This window comes from Thalassococcus profundi, from assembly GCF_003344785.1.
GTDB lineage: Bacteria > Pseudomonadota > Alphaproteobacteria > Rhodobacterales > Rhodobacteraceae > Puniceibacterium > Puniceibacterium profundi.
On sequence record NZ_QPMK01000006.1, the window covers coordinates 132,557 to 150,398 of the forward strand.

Genomic DNA, 17,842 nt, shown 5'->3' on the forward strand with positions numbered 1-17,842 from the left:
CGGCTGCACGACACAGTTGCGCGTCCGGAGGCGGTGCGCGTGGCCGCCGAGGTCGCGCCGCTGCGTTCGCTGCGCGCGAGGTCGTCCGCCGTGACGGCGGGGTCCGGTCCAGTCGGTGCCGCGTGCCGACCCGCCCCCGCCGCCCGTCGGGAAACGTCCCGGCGCGGGCCCAACGCCTTCGGCATCACGGCGACTGGCATTCCCGTCAGAATTGGCGGATGCTGGCACGGGGAGGACCGCGCGGGACATGCGTCTGCTTCTGGTCGAAGATACCGCCGATGTCGCGGATGCCATTGTCGCAAGCTTCGGGCATCGCGGCGATGCGGTGGATCACGTGAATTCGGTCGATACGGCCGCAAGCGCACTCGCCGTGCAGGATTACGACGTGATCATCCTCGACATCGGCCTGCCCGACGGGCTGGGCACCGACATCCTGTCCAGCCTGCGCGATCGCGGCAAGCCGACCCCGGTCCTGATGCTGACCGCGCGGTCGGACATCGAGGACCGCGTCGCGGCGCTCGACAAGGGGGCGGACGACTACCTGGTCAAGCCGTTCGATCTGCGCGAACTGCACGCCCGCGTCCGGGCGATGCTGCGCCGGCAGGACACGGACCGGTCGGGGATCGTCGAGTTCGGGGACATCAGGTTCGATCCGGCCGGGCAGACGGTCGAAGTCAAGGGCCGCCCGCTGTCGCTGGCCCGGCGCGAGCTCAGCCTTCTGGAGATCCTGCTGGCCAACCGCGAACGCGTTGTGCCGAAGGACAGGCTGCTGGAAGGCATGTATTCTTTCAAGGACGAAGAGGTGGGCCCGAACGCCGTCGAACTCTATGTCGGCCGGCTGCGCAAAAAGCTTTGCGACAGCCGGATCACGATCAAGACGTTGCGCGGGCTTGGCTACCAGATGGTCGATGGCGGCTGAGGCGCGGCGCGGCATGCGGCTGACCGGGTCGCTGAGTTTCCGGCTCGGCGTGGCGCTGGCACTGGTGCTTGCGATCGGCGGCGTGGCGGTGTCGCTGGCGGCCTATGCCTATGGCCGCAGCGCAGCGCAGCAATCCTACGACAGGCTTCTGGTCGGCGCGGCCAGCCAGATCGCCGGATCGCTGAGGTTGCGGGACGGCGAGGTGATCGTCGACATCCCGATCTCGGCCTTCGAACTGCTGTCGCTGGCCCCGCGGGATCGCGTGGTCTATGCGGTCTTCGACAACCAGGGGCGGCGCGTCACCGGCTATGATACCGTGGCGTTGCCCGAGGGCGATGGCGGGTTCTTCACCGACAGTTTCGCCGGTGAACCGGCCCGCTACGTCCATGTCAGGCGCCAGATCGCGGAGCGGTCCTTCCTCGGCGCGGTGGATGTCGTCGTCGGCCAGACCACCGAAGCGCGACAGGAACTGGCGCAGCAGATCACCCGCAACGCGCTGCTGGCGCTGGCTCTGGTGGGGCTGGTGATTTCCGGGCTCGCGGTGCTGGCGGTGAGGTCCGCCTTGCGCCCCCTGCGGCGGCTCGAGCGCGATTTTGCCGCGCGCTCCGTACGCGACCTGACGCCGGTCGATGTGGAGGTGCCTCAGGAAATCGCCAGCCTGGTGGCGGCGCTGAACCGCTTTATCGGTCGGATCGACCGGCAGGTGCGGGTCATGCGCACGCTGATCGCCGATGCCTCGCACCAGCTGCGCACGCCGATAGCCGCGCTCCGGGCGCAGGCCGAACTTGCGCGGGAGGCGACCGATGCGGAAGAGCAGCTGCGGCTTGTCACAAAGATCCACGACCGGTCCCGCAACCTCAGCCGGCTGACCGACCAGCTGCTGAACCACGCGATGATCATTCACCGCGCCGACAGCGTCGAGCTGGCTCCGGTGGACCTGCGGGCCGTGGCCAGCGATGCGGTTTCCCAGTTCGACCAGACCCTGTCCGGTGCCGAACAGGTGGTGCGGATCGACCTGCCCGAAGCGCCGATGCGCTGCGACGGCGACGCGCTGTCGCTGGTCGAGGCCTGCAAGAATCTGATTACCAATGCCGTCTCCTACGGCAAACCGCCGATCACCGTCTTCGTGCGCGACGATGGCCCGGCGCTTGGCCTTGGCGTGCGTGACCGGGGGGACGGCATGGCGGAAGAGATGTGGGCAGATGCGGGCTCGCGCTTTGCGAAACGCTCCGGCGTGTCCTCGACCAGTGCGGGGCTGGGGCTGTCCATCGTCAGTGCGGTGGCCCAGGCCCACGGCGGCCGGCTGACGCTCCGCCGGCCCGACTCCGGCGGTTTCGAGGTCTTCGTCGCGCTGCCGAAACTTCGGGAGGCAGAGGCATGAAGGTCATCGGCCTGGTCTGTGCGGTCCTGCTGGCCGGTGCGGCGGCCGCCCAGCCGGCACCCGAAGCGGTGACATCCTATGGCCCCGACGACGCCGCGCGGCGTCTGCTGGTGCGCGGAACCACCGACATCGCCCGCTTCGAAAACGTGCTGCGGCTCTTCACATCCCGCCCGGACAGCCCGCGGATCGACTACGAGCAATGGGGCTCGAACGACCTCTTCGATGTGACCCTGGCGGAGTGCCGGAGCGGGGATCGCGCCGCCGACATGGTGGTCAGCTCGGCCGTCGACCTTCAGATCAAGCTGGCCAACGATGGCTGCGCCCGGGCGCACCGGTCGACCGCGACCGCCGGCCTTCCGCAGGTCGCCAACTGGCGCGACGAGGTCTTCGGCATCACCCGGGAGCTTGCGGTCATCGTCTACAACAGGCGGCTGATCGCCGCCGCCGAGGTGCCGCGGTCGCGGTTCGACCTGATCGACCTCCTGCGCCCCGAAGACAGCCGGTTTCGCGGGCGCATCGCCACCTATGACATCGAGGCCTCGGGGCTGGGCTATCTCTTTGCCTTTGCCGATGCGCAGCAGGCCACGACCTTCGGCAGCCTGATCGAAGCCTTCGGACGCAGCGGTGTGGTCGCCACCTGCTGCTCGGCCGAGATCATCGACGGCGTGGCCGACGGCACGTATCTCATCGCCTACAACGTGCTGGCGTCCTACGCGCTGGCCCGGGCCGAGGAAAATCCCGACATCGTCGCCGTGGCACCCGACGATTACACGCTGGTCCTGTCGCGCGCCGCGCTGATCCCGCGCCACGCGGCAGAGCCGAACCTGGCGGGCGCGTTTCTGGACTACATGCTGTCTCAGGCCGGTCGGGCGGCCCTGAGATCGGCGCATCTGATCGTCACGACCGAAGACGCGGCCATGGACTCCCTGAGCCTGCCGGAGACACCGGAGACCAGCTTTCGGCCCATCGCCCTCACGCCGTCGCTGCTGGTGGGACTGGATCAGCACAAGCGGCGGGAATTCATCGCGCTCTGGCGCTCGACCTTCCCGCGTCAAGGCGATGGCGAGGCACCGCCGGAGTGAGTTCGGGTTCTGTCCTGCGAAAAGGTTAGTGCAGCCGAGTCCCGGTTGGAGAGCAAGAGTCCGCGTTTCGCGGTTGTGTCTGTTGTCGGGTTTGCAAAAGCTCGCACGTCGACGGAAACGCGAAGCGGCTTTGCGCAAGAAAACGCGACAAACGCAGTATCCAGCAGACAACAAATCCTTGAAAAAGCTTGGAGGCGGGTACCGGAATCGAACCGGTCTACACGGATTTGCAATCCGCTGCGTAACCTCTCCGCCAACCCGCCGGAGCTTCCCGTGTCTTTAGACCTCCAGCGGGCGGGCTTCAAGAGGGTTCCTGACCGCCCGGGGGTCGCTCCGACGCGCCTGGCCGAATTTCGGCCGCCTTTGCGCGCTGCATGGAACCTTCGCGGCGGCGCGGCGTTAAAGAAGCAAGACATCCATGGAGGATTTTATCATGGCGAACACGACAACAACCGCGAAGACACCCAGCAACGGGACCGTTACCGGATCGTCGGATTACGATGCCCTGAATGATCAGGTGAAGACTCTGAAGAGTGATCTGGCCTCGCTGACGGAAATGCTCACCGACATCGGGGTTCGCCGCAAGGACGAAACTGTCGAAGCGGCACGGGCGCGGGCCAAGCGTATGCGGGCCGAGGCGTCGGATCGTTACGATGATGCGGTCGATTACGCCAACGATGCAAGAGATCAGGCGTTCGATGCGGTGCGCCGTCAGCCCGGTACCGCTATGGCCATCGCTGTCGGTGTCGGGTTCCTCGCAGGCGTGCTCTCGGGCCGCCGCTGAATGATGATTCTCTACACTCTGGGCGACGCGGTCAGACGCAAGGCGCGCGCAACTGTGTGGTCCATCATTGCCGGGATCTTCCTTCTGGTGGGTCTCGGCTTTCTCACGTCCGCTTTCTGGATGGTCCTGTCCGAGTTGCGCGATCCGCTCTTCGCGGCGCAGGTTCTCGGCGGTGGATTTTTTGGCATTGGTTTGATTTTTCTCGGTATTTCCTGGCTCGTCGGCCGTCGCCTGTATCGGCTTCCGCCGACCCCCGCGGCGAAAACCGGGACAGAGCCGATCGTTCAGATGATCGAAGGGTTTCTGCTTGGGCTCAACGCCGGGCGCAGCACGCGCGGAACGCGTCGCTCCGACCGTCACTGACAGCTTGCCGCGCGCGCCGGGTCCAGCAGCCTGCCGATCCGGCGGATTACTCCAGACACAGAAGGTACGTCCGTGAAAACCGACTCTCGCGCTGTGCGCACATCCATCATCGGGTTGGGCGTATTCGCGGCGCTCTCCATGCTCTACGTGGCGCAGGATATCGCCGCACCGGTCACGCTTGGCATCGTGACCGGTATCATCGTGTCGCCGATCATGGACTTGGTGCGCCGCATCGGGATCCCGGCCGGCTTTGGCGCGATGATCATTCTGATCGTGACCATTGCGGTGCTGAGCGCTCTGGCATTCGTGGTCGAACCGCTGATCTGGCGCGTGACCGAGGAAATTCCGCGCATCCGCTACGAGTTGCGGACGCTTCTGGCCGAGTTCCAGGGATTGATCCAGGGCATCGACGCCGCCAATGAAGAGATGAAACAGGCGCTGGGCGGCGATGGCGATGTCGACGCGGAGAAGGAATCGCCGCTGCCGTCCGTGTCCGACGCGCTGTTTCTCGCGCCGGTGATCCTGGCCCAGATGCTGATTTTCGCCGGGACCTTCTACTTTTTTCTGGTGACCCGACTCGACGTCTTTTCCGAGCTCGCCCGCCGCATCGGCGGCAACCACGACGCGGCGCGCATTCAGCAGCGGTTTCGCACTGCCGAGTACCTCGTGTCGCGATACTTTGCGGCAATTTCGGTGGTGAATGCGGGTCTGGGCCTCGCCCTTGCCGGGTATCTCAGCATTATCGGCCTGCCGCTTCCCCTGGTCTGGGGCGCGGCGGCGTTTCTTCTGAATTACGTGCTCTACGTAGGGCCTGCGGTGGTGGCGTTCAGCCTTCTGCTGAGCGGGTTGATCAACTTCAGCGGTGTCTCGGTTCTTGGGCCGATGATCGGGTTCATGGTGCTGAACATGATCGAGGCGCAGTTCGTCACGCCGGCCATGGTCGGGCGGCATGTGTCGCTGAACCCGTTGCTGGTTTTCCTCGCGCTGGTCTTCGGCATCTGGTTCTGGGGGCCGATCGGCGGGATCGTGGCGATCCCGGTGGTGGTCATCGTGGTGGCGCTGCTGGACGACGTTGCCACGCACCGCCGCCGCGAGCAGGCCAGCGAGACCTGACAGGCCCTTAATACGGGCGTGGCAGATAGAGCCCGGCCCCTCGATTTCTGACCCTTGGACATTGCCGCCCAAGGGCAACTGTGGCATTACGGTTGCATCGCTTCTGAACGAAAGAGTTTAGCAGATGTCCGATTATGCCAAACGCCGCCGGATGATGGTCGACACGCAGGTCCGCCCTGCCGATGTCACCAAGTTCCCGATCATCGACGCGATGCTGACGGTCCCGCGCGAAGCCTTCGTTCCGCGCGACCGCATGGAAGCGGCTTACATGAGCGAAAACATCGCCATCGGCGGCAACCGCGTGATCCTGGAGCCGCGGACTTTTGCAAAGATGCTGGATGCGCTGGCGCTCGGCAACGACGACCTGGTGCTCGATCTGGGCGCCGGGCTGGGGTATTCCTCGGCGGTCATCGCGCATATCGCGGAAGCGGTGGTCGCGGTCGAGGATGACGAGGCGCGCCTGTCCGAGGCGGAAAGCCTGCTGGCCGAACACCATGCCGACAACGTGATCCTGCACGGCGGCGCCCTGTCCGAAGGCGCGCCCGAACATGGACCCTATGACGCGATCCTCATCGAGGGTGCCGTGGAAGAGGTGCCGGAGGCGATCATCGGCCAGTTGAAAGAGGGCGGGCGCATGGCCTGCCTGTTCATGGAAGGCACACTTGGCGTGGTTCGTATCGGCTACAAGCTTGACGGCGGCATGTCCTGGCGGTTTTCCTTCAATGCGAGCGCACCGGTCATTCCGGGGTTTGAAAAGGCACGGGCCTTCGCACTTTAGGGCGGGGGCCGTCAGAAGCACAGGCAGGGGACAGGCGGCATGACGATCCGACCGATCAGACGAACACTTGCCGCGGTCGCCGCGGTGCTGGCTTTGACACCGGCGGCGCAGGCGGACACTCTGGCCGATGCGCTGGTGGGGGCCTACAACACGAGCGGCCTGCTGGAGCAGAACCGCGCCGTGCTGCGCGCCGCCGACGAGGATGTGGCGCAGGCGGTCTCCGCGCTGCGGCCGGTGCTGAGCTGGTCGGCCGACATCACCCGCGACTTCGGCACCTCCCGCGGGTCGAATTCGCTGGGCGCCGTGGCGCGCAGCGCCTCCAACACCGCCAGCGTCGGGCTGGTGGCCGAACTGACGCTGTACGATTTCGGGCAGAACCGCCTGGCCATCGACGGTGCGAAGGTAGCGGTGCTGGCGACGCGGCAGGGACTTGTCTCTATCGAGCAGCAGATCCTGCTGCGTGCCGTGACGGCCTTCTTCGAGGTGCGTCGCGCCACCGAAACCGTCGCCCTGCGCCAGAACAACCTGCGCCTGATCACCCAGGAACTGCGCGCCGCGCAGGACCGGTTCGAGGTCGGCGAGGTGACCCGCACTGACGTTTCGCTGGCCGAGGCACGGCTTGCCCAGGCACGGGCCAACCTTGCCGCCGCGCAGGGTGAGCTGCGGGCCGCGCAGGAGGAATACCGCGTCGCCACCGGCCGGACGCCGGGTCCGCTGTCGCAGCCCAGCCGGGTCCCCGATCTGCCGCCGGATCGCAATTCTGCCGTCGCCATCGCGCTGCGCGGACACCCCGACCTTTTGCAGGCGCAGCACCTCGTGCGGGTCGCGGAACTCAGCATCGCCCGCGCCGAGGCGGCGATGAAGCCGACCATTAGCCTGACCGGGCGGCTGGGCGTGACCGAAGATTTCGACAACGATTCCTTTTCCCATGGCGGCTCCATCGGGATCGAGTCGACCGGCCCGATCTACCAGGGCGGGCGGCTGTCGTCGCTGGTCCGACAGGCCATGGCCAACCGCGACGAACAGCGCGGCAACCTGCATGTGGTGCGGCTGACGATCGAACAGAACGTCACGAATGCGCTGATCCAGCTCAATGTCGCGCGGGCCAGCGAAGACGCCAATGCCGACCAGGTCCGCGCGGCCGACGTGGCCTTCCGCGGCATCCGCGAAGAGGCGACACTGGGCGCACGGACCACGCTGGACGTGCTGAACGCCGAACAGGAACTGCTGGATGCGCGGGCGGCGCTGATTTCGGCCAATGTGGACGAATTCATCGCCGCCTACCGGGTGCTGGCGACGATGGGACGTCTGACCGCGCGGGATCTTGGCCTCAACGTGCAGCGCTACGATCCGGCGGCCTATTACAACCTCGTCAAGGACGCACCGGCGGTGTCGCAGCAGGGCCAGCAACTCAACCGTGTCCTGCGCGCCTTGGGAAAAGAATAGAATTATTTCCATCTGTTGTGAGGAATCGTCCCGCGCGCTATCCTGCGCGTGAGGCGACAGTGGAACAACAATGACAGATCCCGTGAAGAACGTGGAAATCGAGGATGTCTTGTCCTCAATTCGCAGGCTCGTGTCCGAAGACGTGCGCCCGAAATCCAGCCCGCCGTCGGCGGCGCCGGACCGGTTGGTGCTGACCCCGGCGCAACGCGTGGCCGAGGAACCAGGGTACCGCGCGGAAGAAGACGATGTTGAACGGAACGACACGACCGGAACGGCGCCGGTCCTGCTGACCGACCGACTGGACACGGAATCCGCCACCGACCGTCAGGAACCGCGCCGCGACGCGGCCAACGCGCCCGACGCGGCGCAGGGCGACACCGACGACGACACCGTCGATGCCCTGTCGCTTTTGGTGGGGCAGGAAGTCGAACAGGCCCTCCGCGCCTTCAAGGCGGCGGAAGCCCGGGACGCCGACGCGGCACAGGATGCCGTCGAAGAGCTCGAGTCCGAAGCCGCGGCAGAGGACACGGACGTCGCCGCCGATGACCTGTCCGGGGCGGAGGACAGCCCGACCGATCCCGCGCCCGAAGCGAGGGTCGAAGACCAGCGCAAGGCGTCCACGCTCGAGCAGAAAGTGGCCGAGCTCGAGGCGCTGATTTCCGGTTCTGACGAAGACTGGGAGCCGGAACCGGAGCCGCATCAGGATGGCGCGTCGCATTTCCTCGGCGACCGAGCAGAAGCTTTGGCCTGGCAGGACTACGATGGCGACACCGAAGAGGTCGAGGCCGCGCCCGATCTCACCTTCTTCCAGTCGCACCGCAACCGGCCGCGGGACGAACAGACCACCCATGACGCGGCGACCGAGGCGGAGACCGAACCGTCGGACGGCGGCACGGCGGTGATCGACGAAGACATGTTGCGCGACATGGTGGCAGAGATCGTGCGCCAGGAGCTTCAGGGCGCCCTGGGCGAACGGATCACGCGCAATGTGCGCAAGCTGGTCCGCCGCGAGATTCACCGCGCCCTGATCAGCCAGAACCTGGAGTAAACCGGCGCCGTTGCGGCGTCGCTACGCTCCAAAGCTTTCCGCACGCGGGAGACAAAAAAGCGCGCCCCGTAGGGCGCGCCAAATTGCGATCTGCGATCTGTGTGATCAGGCGGCTTCGGCCTGCAATGCGGCGTTGCGGCGCTCGCTTTCCTCGCGCGACAAGGCAACGGACGTGCGGACACCCTTGGAGACGAACTCCATCAGGCCCGAGACCACACGTTCGTTCGGGTCGATCCCGGCGCAGGATAGCACTTCACGACCGTCGCGAGACCGCGCCCAGCGGGCGATCTGTTCCGGGCCGTTGCCGTACTTCTTGTCGTCGGCGATCGCGTCGTCCAGGGCAGCCAGTACCACCGCGGCAAACAGCTTGCGAGCACGGTTGCCCTGCTCGCTGTTGTAGGCTGTTCCATCAACGAAATCTCTCATGTTTCGTCCTTTGATTATTGCTCTTGTGTTTTCAGGCGTGAAGGCGGTTATGGCCTATTACACCCGATTCGAATACCCCATTAACGCATAGCTTGGTTGCGGCACACGCATGGCTCGCTGCACCTGCAGCACGATATCTGGTTGTCTTGCAGCGGGTCTGCACTCCAGATATAGGTTCGGGCAAGCTTACAACAACCCTTTGTCATGGTTTCAACACATGCCCAAGATCAACGGTAACGAGATACGCCCCGGCAACGTTCTGGAGCACAACGGCGGCCTTTGGGCCGCGGTCAAGGTCGATCACGTAAAGCCCGGAAAAGGCGGTGCTTTCGCGCAGGTCGAAATGAAGAACCTGCGGAACGGGTCGAAACTGAACGAACGCTTCCGGTCCGCCGACAAGGTCGAGCGTGTGCGACTCGAACAGAAGGACATGCAGTTTCTCTTCGAAAGCGACGGCATGCTCAGCTTCATGGACACCGAAACCTACGATCAGGTCGAGCTTCCGGCGGATATCCTCGGCGAACGCCGCCCGTTCCTGCAGGACGGCATGACCATCGTGGTCGAATTCCACGACGCCGAAGCGCTGAACGCGACCCTGCCGCAGAAGGTGACCTGCAAGGTCGTCGAGACCGAGCCGGTGGTCAAAGGCCAGACCGCCGCCAACAGCTTCAAGCCTGCGGTGCTGGACAACGGCGTCAAGGTCATGGTGCCGCCCTTTGTGGGCCAGGACGAGGACATCATCGTCAACACCGAGACGATGGAATATTCCGAACGCGCCTGAGGCCGCGACACGTGTAGGGTGGGTTTGCAACCCACCGTCGCGTCAGGCGCCGATCGCGCCCAGACACCTCTCCACCATGCCGCGATAACCTTGCCCGAAGAGCCGCAGGTGCACCAGCGCCGGCCAGAGCTGGTAGATCGGGCGGCGGTCCTGCCAGCCCGGCCGCAGCGCGCCGTAGCCCTCGTCGAACCCCGGGCCGGGCCGTCCGAAAAGGTGCAGCATAGCGAGGTCGACCTCGGCATCGCCATGGTAGCAGGCCGGGTCGATCAGCCAGCCACGCTCAGCTGTGAACAGCAGGTTCCCCGCCCAGAGATCGCCGTGCAGCAGCGCCGCCGGGGGCGTCTTCGGCAGCAGGCCGGGCAGACGCGCGGCGAGCCGCTCCAGCCGCCCGGCAAGATCCTGGGGCACGTCCGCGATCCCGGACAACAGCCGCCGTTCGGCCCAGAAGCCTGGCCAGTCGCCGTTGGGCGTGTTGTCGATCCTCACGGCACCGAACGCATGGTCCTCATCCCAGCCATACCGGCCGCCGACCGTCCCGTGCATTCGCGCAAGATCGGCGCCCAGCCGCCGCCAGGTGTCCGTCGCGGGCGTCGTCTCCGGCAGGTAGGACAGGACCAGCACATCGTCGCCGACCTCAAGCACCTCGGGCACGGGTGCTCCTGCGCGGGCCATGGCGCGCAGCATCCGCGCTTCGGTCGCCACGTCGCGCCCGCGTTTCACCACCACCTGACGGTCGGGCAGGGTGATCAGCCGCACTTCGGACAGGTCGCCGCCGTGCAGGGGGCGGCTGTCCAGCACTTCCAGTCCGAGAATGCGGGTCATCCCTGCCGGATCACCCGCGCCTCTCCGGCGCGCATTTCGCCCTGGGCGCGGTCGAACCGGAGGTAGGCGAGCCCCGCGCCGCCCGCCTGCGTGTGCAGCGTGCCCGCGGGCTTGTCCCCGGCGGTGATCTCGGTGCCCGGCGGCGCGGCGCCCTCGACGGCGACGACGGCCAGCCCCTTGCGCAGCTCGGTCTTGTGCTTCATCCGCGCGGTCACTTCCTGCCCGACGTAGCAGCCCTTGCGGAAATCCAAGCCCGACAGCCGTTCGAAGCCCATCTCGAGGATGAAACTGTCCGGCGTCAACTCGGCGCCCGCCAGCGGCACGCCCGCCGCCACGCGCTGCGCGTCCCAGTCGACCTCTTCGCTGGCTTGGCCCGTGTAGCCGCGCCAGCCCATGCGCGGGTCGCGCGGGTCGGCTAGCGCGCCCTCGGGCGCCGGGCCGATGCCGCGGGCGACCGCGATATCAGTGCGCTCGATCGTCACCTTGGAGCGCAGCTTGTAGAGGCTCAATGCTTTCATCAGGTCATCGGCCTGAAACGCCGCCACATCCAGCAGCACCTCGTCGCCGTCCGCGACAAGGAAGAAATCCGCGCGGTACTTGCCTTGCGGCGTCAGCATCGCCGCATAGACGACCCCGTCGCGCAGGCGGTCAAGGTCGTTGGTCACCAACCCTTGCAAGAAATGCACCGCGTCCGGACCGGCGATCCGCAACACGCTTCTTTCGGTTTCCGACATTTTCTGTTCCCCTTCTGCCTTGCCCTGACATATAGGAAGCCCGCCGATCCACAACAGGGGCGGCCCCAGGAGACGAGGACCAGACCGCACATGCGCGCGCCGATTTCCGTTATCATTCCGACGCTTGACGCCGAAGCGGCACTGCCGGCCTGCCTGGCGGCGCTGATCGAAGGCGTGGTGGCCGGGCTGGTGCGCGAGGTGATCGTGACCGACGGTGGATCGACCGACGGCACGTTCCGGGTGGCCGAGGAAACCGGGGCCGTCTGGGTCGCGGGTCCGGCGTCACGCGGCGGACAGCTGCGGCGCGGCGTGGCGGCGGCGCAGGGCGACTGGCTGCTGGTGCTGCATGCCGACACCGTGCTGTCGCCGGGCTGGAGCGCGGATGCCGCCCGCGCCATGGAACGCCCCGGCGCCTATCATTTCCGCCTCGCGTTTCGTGCGCAGGGGCTGATGCCCCGGCTGGTGGCGGGCTGGGCGAACCTGCGCTCCGCCGTCTTCGGTCTGCCTTACGGCGACCAGGGCCTGCTGATCGACCGCGACAGGCTGGTGGCAGCGGGCGGGTTCGCCGACATTCCGCTGATGGAGGACGTGGCCCTGATCCGCGCGCTTCCGGCGCGACCCAAGCGTCTGGAGTGCACGGCGCTGACCTCCGCGGCACGCTACGAGCGCGCGGGCTGGCTGCGCCGCGGGGGGCGTAACCTGCTGACGCTGCTGCGCTATTACATGGGGGCCGATCCCGAGACGCTGGCGCGCGCCTACAGGCGCTGAGGGCAGGTGGGTTGCAAACCCACCCTACAGGCGCGTGTTGCGCCTCAGTCCTCGGAAAACTGCAGCCGGTGCAGGTCGGCATAGACGCCGCCGCGGGCCAGGAGTTCGTCATGGGTGCCTTCGTCGACGACGCGGCCATTGTCCATGACAACGATCTTGTGCGCCCGCCGCACCGTCGCCAGCCGGTGCGCGATGACAAGGGTCGTGCGCCCTTCGGACAGGGTATCGAGCGCCGACTGAACCACCGCCTCGGACTGCGCGTCGAGCGCACTCGTGGCCTCGTCCAGCAGCAGCACCGGTGTGTCGCGCAGGATGGCGCGGGCGATGGCCACGCGCTGGCGCTGACCGCCCGACAGGTTCGACCCGCGCGGGCCGACCGGGCTTTTCAGGCCCTCGGGCAGGCGCGGCAGGAAGTCGCTCACATGCGCGGCATCGAGCGCCGCCTGCATCCGCTCGGGATCGACGTCGGTCTGCCCCAGCAGGATGTTTTCCTCGAGCGTCTCGTCGAACAGCAGCGACTCCTGCGAGACCACGGAGAACAGCCCGCGCAGGTCGGCCAGCGTCATCTCGGCCACGCCGGTGCCGTCCAGCGTGACCCGGCCCGATTGCACGTCCACCAGCCGCGTCAGCACGTTGAACACGGTCGACTTGCCCGCGCCCGAGGCGCCGACGAGCGCCGTGGTCTGCCCGGCCTCGGCGACAAAGCTCGCGCCGCGCAGTACCGGCGTGTCGCCGTAGTCCAGGCGGACGTCCTCCAGCGCGATCCGCGGCACGCCGGCCGGTGCGGGCTTGGGATCGGCGGGATCGACCAGCTCGGGCGTGATGTCGAGCAGTTCCTTGATCCGCTCGATGCTGGCCGCCGCCACCTGCCAGACACCGCTGAAGGCGCCTAGCCGCCGCAGCGGCTCGAACGCAAGGCCCAGGGCGGTGAAGAACGCCATGGTGTCGCCCACGGTCTTTTCGCCCGAGATGATCTCGGACCCGCCGTAGATCAGCACGACCACGAACCCGACCCCCGACATCAGGTCGATGAGCCCGGGGATCGCCGCCTGGCCGAAGGCCGAGCGCAGGTCGATCCGGTTGCGGTCGCGGGTCATGGTCCGGTAACGCTTGTACTGGTAGCGTTCCAGCTGGTTGAGCTTCACCGGCACGATACCGTGGAACACCTCGTTGAGCCGGGTCGACAGGCCCGCGGAAATATCGCGCGAGATCCGCGCGTTGCCGCGGACAAATCGCTGCAGGATCATCGCCGGCGCCACCAGCAGCGGCACGCCGACCAGCGCCGCGGCGGTCCAGCGCCAGTCGACGCTGATCGCCACGCCGAACAGGGTGAAAAGCGCCACCACGTCGCGCCCGGCGCCGGTGATCAGCGTCTGCCAGACCTTGTTGACCGCGCCGACGTCGCCCTCGATCCGCTGCATCAGGTGACCCGGCGCGTGGACCTGGTGGAAACTGCCGTCGAGCCGCATGAGATGCGCCAGAAGGTCCTGCCGGATGTCCTGCGTCGTCAGCTGCGACACCCGCGTCAGCAGCACCTTCTGCGTCACGCTTGCCACCGCGCGGAAGGCGAAGATACCAAAGATCGCCCCCGCCACCCAGACCAGCGCCCCGGCATTGCCGCCGACCAGGACCTGGTCGAACATCGGCTTCATCATGTAGCTGAGCATGCCGAACATCGACCCTTCGATGGCCATGAAGACCATCGCCAGCAGCAACAGCCCGGTGCGCTTGCGCAGGTAGTTGCGCCAGAGCCAGCCCAAGAGGCCGCGCGGATCGGGAATGCTGTCGCGCGATGCGATGCTCATGCCGGAAACACCACCTTGTCGGGCGGGGTCCGGGCCTCGAAGGCCGCCTGCACGGTGCCGCCCTCGTACTCTGAGCGGATCCACTCCTCGAACCCGATGGGATCGCGGGCATTTCGCGCGGCATAGACATCAAGGATGTAGCCCTGCACCCCGGTCGCGGTGAAATTCAAGTGGATGTACTTGAGCCCCAGCTGCTTCCTGGCGACTGCGACCGGCTGGTTCTCGAAGATCAGCAGGTACATGGCCGACACGAACCCGGCCCGGTCGGCGCCGGATTTGCAGTGGAACATCATCGGCCGCTCGGCGGCGCGCAACGCGTCGATCACGCCGACGATCCGCTTGCGCGGCGCGGCGGTGCGGGCCCAGAGCTTGGCGTCGATCAGGGTGAGCCCCAGCGCCTCGGCGCTTTCCTTTTCGAACAGGTAGAAGGAGAACTTGTCCTCGCCGCGCAGGTTGATCACGGTCTTGATGCCCATGGCTGCGTATTTCTCGAACCGGGCATGGGTGGGCTGGTTCGACCGGTAGACGCCCGGCGCGACCTCGAAGAAATTGGTCCAGAACACGCGCAGGAAGGCGTGGTCGAAGACGTGGTAATGCAGCTTGGACCAGAACCGCCCGCCGGGCGTTTCGATGTCCTTGCCGAACGAGCGCCGCACGCGGCGTTCCGCACGGTCGATCTGCCTCCAGAGTGCTTTCAGCATCGCCCCATCCATTCCTCGCGGGGGTTTAGTCGCAAGCCGTCCGGCTGGCAAGCGACGAGGCCGCGACCTGTCCTTCGCCGGAATGGCCTTTCTGCGGATTGACGCCGTCCGCCAAGGGGGTACCGTCCGACGCAATGCCCGGATATCGGGCCGCTATCCGGAGTTTTCAATGTCCCTCGCCAACGGCCGTCCCTATCTTGCCATCCCAGGTCCCTCCGTGATGCCCGACGCGGTGCTGAATGCTATGCACGCAGCGTCGCCGAATATCTATGAAGGCGCGCTGCCCGAGATGGTGGCGGGGCTGATCCCCGATCTGCGCGCCGTGGCCCGGACGAGCGGCGACGTGGCGATCTACATCGCCAACGGTCACGGCGCCTGGGAAGCGGCGCTGGCCAACACCGTCGCCCCGGGCGAAAAGGTGCTGATCCCCGCGACCGGCCGCTTCGGATTCGGCTGGGGCGAGATGGCCGAGGGGCTGGGGATCGAGGTCGAGATGCTGGATTTCGGCCGCCAGACCCCGATCGACCCCGACGCGGTCGCCGCCGCGCTGCGCGCCGATACCGGCCAGAAGATCAAGGCGGTGCTGGCGGTGCATGTCGATACCTCGTCATCGCTGCGCAACGACATCGCGGCGTTGCGGCAGGCGCTGGACGAGGTCGGGCATCCGGCGCTGCTGATGGCCGATTGCATCGCGTCGCTGGTCTGCGACCGGTTCGAGATGGACGCCTGGGGTGCCGATGTCACCCTCACCGGCTCGCAGAAGGGGCTGATGGTGCCGCCGGGTCTGGGCTTCGTCTTCTTCAATGCCCGGGCGGCCGCGCAGCGCGCCGCCATGCCGCGCGTCAGCCGCTACTGGGACTGGGCGCCGCGCGCCGATCCGCAGGCGTTCTACCAGTATTCCTGCGGCACCGCGCCGACTCATCACCTGCTGGGCCTGCGCGCCGCGCTCGATCTGATCCATGCCGAGGGGTTGGAGGCGATCTGGACCCGCCACGCCACGCTCGCCCGCGCCATCTGGGCCGCGGCCGAGGCCTGGGGGACGAGCGGCCCGCTGCGGCTCAACGTCGCCGATCCGGCGCACCGCAGCCACGCGGTCACGGCGCTGCGCCTCGGCGCGCCCTTTGGCGCCAGGCTCCGCGCCTGGACCGAATCGCAGGCGGGCGTGACCCTGGGCATCGGCCTTGGCATGTCCGAACCCGACGATCCCAACGGCACGGGGTTCTTCCGCTTCGGCCACATGGGCCACGTCAACGCGCATATGGTGCTGGGTCTTCTCGGCACGGTCGAGGCGGGTCTGGCGGCGCAGAATATCCCGTTCGGCCCCGGCGCCTTGTCGGCGGCGGCCAAGGTCATCGCCGAGGCCGCTCCGGGCTGATCTTCGTCTTGCGGATAAACCTCCGGAGAGCACGAGAGAGTGTTGGATCTGCGCCAATGCGCAAGCGCAACGGGCGGCGCTTCTTGCATCGCGGGCGATTTCGGGCGTCACCCGCGCCGCGCCGCGATCCGGTCGATCATCCAGTTGAGACCCAGCGCGCAAAGCACCGTTGCCGCGAAGCCGAAGACAGTCCAGATCACCGCGAAGATCCAGAGCAGGTTCACCAGGCCCATGGTCAGGGCGGCTGAGGTGTAGTTCGGGGCGCTGGGGCGGTTGTCTCCGCGCATGGCAAGGCTCCTCGGGCTGTCGCAAGGATATCCCGCCGCAGCCGTCTGCCAAGGCAAATTTCAGCGCTGCGCGGTCTCCAGCGCAACCGGCAGCACCTCGGCCAGCACATCGAGGTCGGCGGGGGTCCCGGCGCTGATGCGGATGCAGCGGTCCTGCGGTGCGACGAAGGGCATGCGCACGAACACGCCCTCGGCGATCAGCGCCTTGAGCACGGCGCGGGCGTAATCGCCGTCGCGGCCCAGATCCACGGCGACGAAATTCGCCGCCGAGGGCAGGGCGGTCACGCCGCTGGCCTTGGCGATGGTGCCGATCCGTTCCTTGGCCGCGCCCACAAGGCCCACGACCTCCTCGATCCAGGTGTCGTCCTGCAGCGCGGCCAGCGCGCCGATCTGCGCGGCACGATTCATGCCGAAATGGTTGCGCACCTTGTCATAGGCCCGGATCAGCGGCTGGGCGCCCACCGCATAACCCACGCGGGCACCGGCAAGGCCGTAACCCTTTGAAAAGGTCCGCATCCGCACGACGCGGGGGTCTTCCGGGTCGATCCGCGGCGCGGTGCCGTCCGGGGCGAATTCGATATAGGCCTCGTCCAGCACCAGAAGCGTGCCGTCGGGGATCCGGTCGAGCGCCTTCTCGATCACCTCACCGCTGTGCCAACTGCCCATCGGGTTGTCGGGGTTGGACAGGTACACGAGCTTCGCCTCGACCTCGCGGGCCTTGTCCAGAAGTGCGTCGATATCCTCGTGATCGTCGCGGAACGGTACCTTGTGCAGAACGCCGCCGTAGCCGTGCACATGGTAGTTGAAGGTCGGGTAGGCCCCGTCCGAGGTCACCACCGCGTCACCGGGTGCGACCAGCAACCGTACCGTGTAGCCGAGGATGCCGTCGATGCCTTCGCCAAGCACCACGTTCTGCGGCGTGACGCCCATGCGCAAAGCCAATTCGGCCTTGAGGTCGTGGTTGGTGGCGTCGGCGTATTTCCAGATTTCCGCCGCCTCGTCCTGCATCGCGGCCACCGCCCAGGGCGACGGGCCGAAGACCGACTCGTTGGCGCCGAGGCGCGCGCGGAAGGGTCGGCCAAGCTCGCGCTCCTGCACTTCGGGGCCGACGAAGGGCACGGAAGAGGGCAGCGACTGGATGAGTTCGGGGTATCTGGGGCCTTGGGTCATGGCGCGCACTATGCCAGCCTCTGCGCCCGTCGCAAGAGGTGCATCGGTCGCAAAAGCAG

The 17,842-nt window shown here is 66.9% G+C and carries 19 protein-coding genes and 1 tRNA gene; 12 read left to right on the top strand and 8 right to left on the bottom strand.

All coding sequences use genetic code 11. The annotated features are described in order from the left end of the window. Nucleotides 1-247 precede the first annotated feature (247 nt). Genes DU478_RS10360 through DU478_RS10370 form a run of 3 tightly spaced genes read left to right on the top strand, consistent with a single transcriptional unit; the run spans nucleotide 248 to nucleotide 3,382 of the window. On the top strand, nucleotides 248-919 hold the full coding sequence (locus DU478_RS10360; RefSeq protein WP_114510884.1) for a response regulator transcription factor: 672 nt from the start codon (nucleotides 248-250) through the stop codon (nucleotides 917-919). Continuing rightward, nucleotides 909-2,300 carry a sensor histidine kinase gene (locus DU478_RS10365; RefSeq protein WP_233501195.1) on the top strand — a complete coding sequence of 464 codons (1,392 nt, stop codon included), beginning with the start codon at nucleotides 909-911 and terminating at the stop codon, nucleotides 2,298-2,300. Before DU478_RS10360 ends, DU478_RS10365 begins: the two co-directional genes overlap by 11 nt. After that, entirely contained in the window at nucleotides 2,297-3,382 is a 1,086-nt protein-coding gene (locus tag DU478_RS10370) for an ABC transporter substrate-binding protein (RefSeq protein WP_114510885.1), read from the top strand. The genes DU478_RS10365 and DU478_RS10370 overlap by 4 nt, the downstream gene beginning before the upstream one ends. 189 nt (nucleotides 3,383-3,571) lie before the next feature. Here DU478_RS10370 and DU478_RS10375 read toward each other — a convergent pair. Next, nucleotides 3,572-3,645: transfer RNA gene (locus tag DU478_RS10375), tRNA-Cys, on the bottom strand. A 155-nt stretch (nucleotides 3,646-3,800) separates the two neighbouring features. On the opposite strand from DU478_RS10375, the gene DU478_RS10380 reads away from it, so the two are divergent. The 6 genes from DU478_RS10380 to DU478_RS10405 all read left to right on the top strand — a co-directional run bounded on the left by DU478_RS10380 (nucleotide 3,801) and on the right by DU478_RS10405 (nucleotide 8,914). Continuing rightward, the gene (locus DU478_RS10380) at nucleotides 3,801-4,166 is read left to right on the top strand and encodes a DUF883 family protein (protein ID WP_114510886.1); all 366 of its coding nucleotides are present in this window, start codon (nucleotides 3,801-3,803) and stop codon (nucleotides 4,164-4,166) included. Beyond that, complete coding sequence (locus DU478_RS10385; protein WP_114510887.1) at nucleotides 4,167-4,529, top strand: phage holin family protein; 363 nt, start codon at nucleotides 4,167-4,169, stop codon at nucleotides 4,527-4,529. A gap of 72 nt (nucleotides 4,530-4,601) precedes the next feature. Next, entirely contained in the window at nucleotides 4,602-5,642 is a 1,041-nt protein-coding gene (locus DU478_RS10390; RefSeq protein ID WP_233501196.1) for an AI-2E family transporter, read from the top strand. Between the two features lie 124 nt (nucleotides 5,643-5,766). Beyond that, nucleotides 5,767-6,420, top strand: coding sequence for a protein-L-isoaspartate O-methyltransferase family protein (locus tag DU478_RS10395; RefSeq protein WP_114510888.1), 654 nt, complete (start codon nucleotides 5,767-5,769; stop codon nucleotides 6,418-6,420). A gap of 39 nt (nucleotides 6,421-6,459) precedes the next feature. Continuing rightward, nucleotides 6,460-7,866, top strand: a complete 1,407-nt coding sequence (locus DU478_RS10400; protein ID WP_114510889.1) for a TolC family outer membrane protein — start codon at nucleotides 6,460-6,462, stop codon at nucleotides 7,864-7,866. A gap of 70 nt (nucleotides 7,867-7,936) precedes the next feature. Further along, nucleotides 7,937-8,914, top strand: coding sequence for a hypothetical protein (locus DU478_RS10405; protein ID WP_114510890.1), 978 nt, complete (start codon nucleotides 7,937-7,939; stop codon nucleotides 8,912-8,914). A gap of 105 nt (nucleotides 8,915-9,019) precedes the next feature. Here the strand turns inward: DU478_RS10405 and DU478_RS10410 are convergent, their stop codons facing one another. Then, entirely contained in the window at nucleotides 9,020-9,340 is a 321-nt protein-coding gene (locus DU478_RS10410; protein ID WP_114510891.1) for a DUF6280 family protein, read from the bottom strand. A 217-nt stretch (nucleotides 9,341-9,557) separates the two neighbouring features. Between DU478_RS10410 and efp the strand changes: the two genes are divergently transcribed. After that, nucleotides 9,558-10,121 carry an elongation factor P gene (gene efp, locus DU478_RS10415; RefSeq protein ID WP_114510892.1) on the top strand — a complete coding sequence of 188 codons (564 nt, stop codon included), beginning with the start codon at nucleotides 9,558-9,560 and terminating at the stop codon, nucleotides 10,119-10,121. 42 nt (nucleotides 10,122-10,163) lie between these two features. On the opposite strand, the gene DU478_RS10420 is transcribed toward efp, so the two are convergent. Then, nucleotides 10,164-10,943 (bottom strand): fructosamine kinase family protein, encoded by a 780-nt coding sequence (locus DU478_RS10420; protein WP_114510893.1) that lies wholly within the window; start codon nucleotides 10,941-10,943, stop codon nucleotides 10,164-10,166. Then, the gene (gene ygfZ / locus DU478_RS10425; RefSeq protein ID WP_114510894.1) at nucleotides 10,940-11,677 is read right to left on the bottom strand and encodes a CAF17-like 4Fe-4S cluster assembly/insertion protein YgfZ; all 738 of its coding nucleotides are present in this window, start codon (nucleotides 11,675-11,677) and stop codon (nucleotides 10,940-10,942) included. The genes DU478_RS10420 and ygfZ overlap by 4 nt, the downstream gene beginning before the upstream one ends. A gap of 90 nt (nucleotides 11,678-11,767) precedes the next feature. Here ygfZ and DU478_RS10430 point away from each other — a divergent pair, with 90 nt between their 5' ends. After that, nucleotides 11,768-12,445 (top strand): TIGR04283 family arsenosugar biosynthesis glycosyltransferase, encoded by a 678-nt coding sequence (locus DU478_RS10430; protein WP_114510895.1) that lies wholly within the window; start codon nucleotides 11,768-11,770, stop codon nucleotides 12,443-12,445. 44 nt (nucleotides 12,446-12,489) lie between these two features. Here the strand turns inward: DU478_RS10430 and DU478_RS10435 are convergent, their stop codons facing one another. Further along, entirely contained in the window at nucleotides 12,490-14,250 is a 1,761-nt protein-coding gene (locus tag DU478_RS10435; protein WP_114510896.1) for an ABC transporter ATP-binding protein, read from the bottom strand. Then, nucleotides 14,247-14,951 (bottom strand): tyrosine-protein phosphatase, encoded by a 705-nt coding sequence (locus DU478_RS10440; protein ID WP_114510897.1) that lies wholly within the window; start codon nucleotides 14,949-14,951, stop codon nucleotides 14,247-14,249. The genes DU478_RS10435 and DU478_RS10440 overlap by 4 nt, the downstream gene beginning before the upstream one ends. A gap of 169 nt (nucleotides 14,952-15,120) precedes the next feature. Here DU478_RS10440 and DU478_RS10445 point away from each other — a divergent pair, with 169 nt between their 5' ends. Next, entirely contained in the window at nucleotides 15,121-16,326 is a 1,206-nt protein-coding gene (locus DU478_RS10445; RefSeq protein ID WP_114510898.1) for a pyridoxal-phosphate-dependent aminotransferase family protein, read from the top strand. Between the two features lie 107 nt (nucleotides 16,327-16,433). Here the strand turns inward: DU478_RS10445 and DU478_RS10450 are convergent, their stop codons facing one another. After that, nucleotides 16,434-16,613, bottom strand: a complete 180-nt coding sequence (locus DU478_RS10450; protein WP_114510899.1) for a hypothetical protein — start codon at nucleotides 16,611-16,613, stop codon at nucleotides 16,434-16,436. 60 nt (nucleotides 16,614-16,673) lie between these two features. Then, nucleotides 16,674-17,783, bottom strand: coding sequence for a pyridoxal phosphate-dependent aminotransferase (locus DU478_RS10455; protein WP_114510900.1), 1,110 nt, complete (start codon nucleotides 17,781-17,783; stop codon nucleotides 16,674-16,676). Nucleotides 17,784-17,842: the final 59 nt, after the last annotated feature.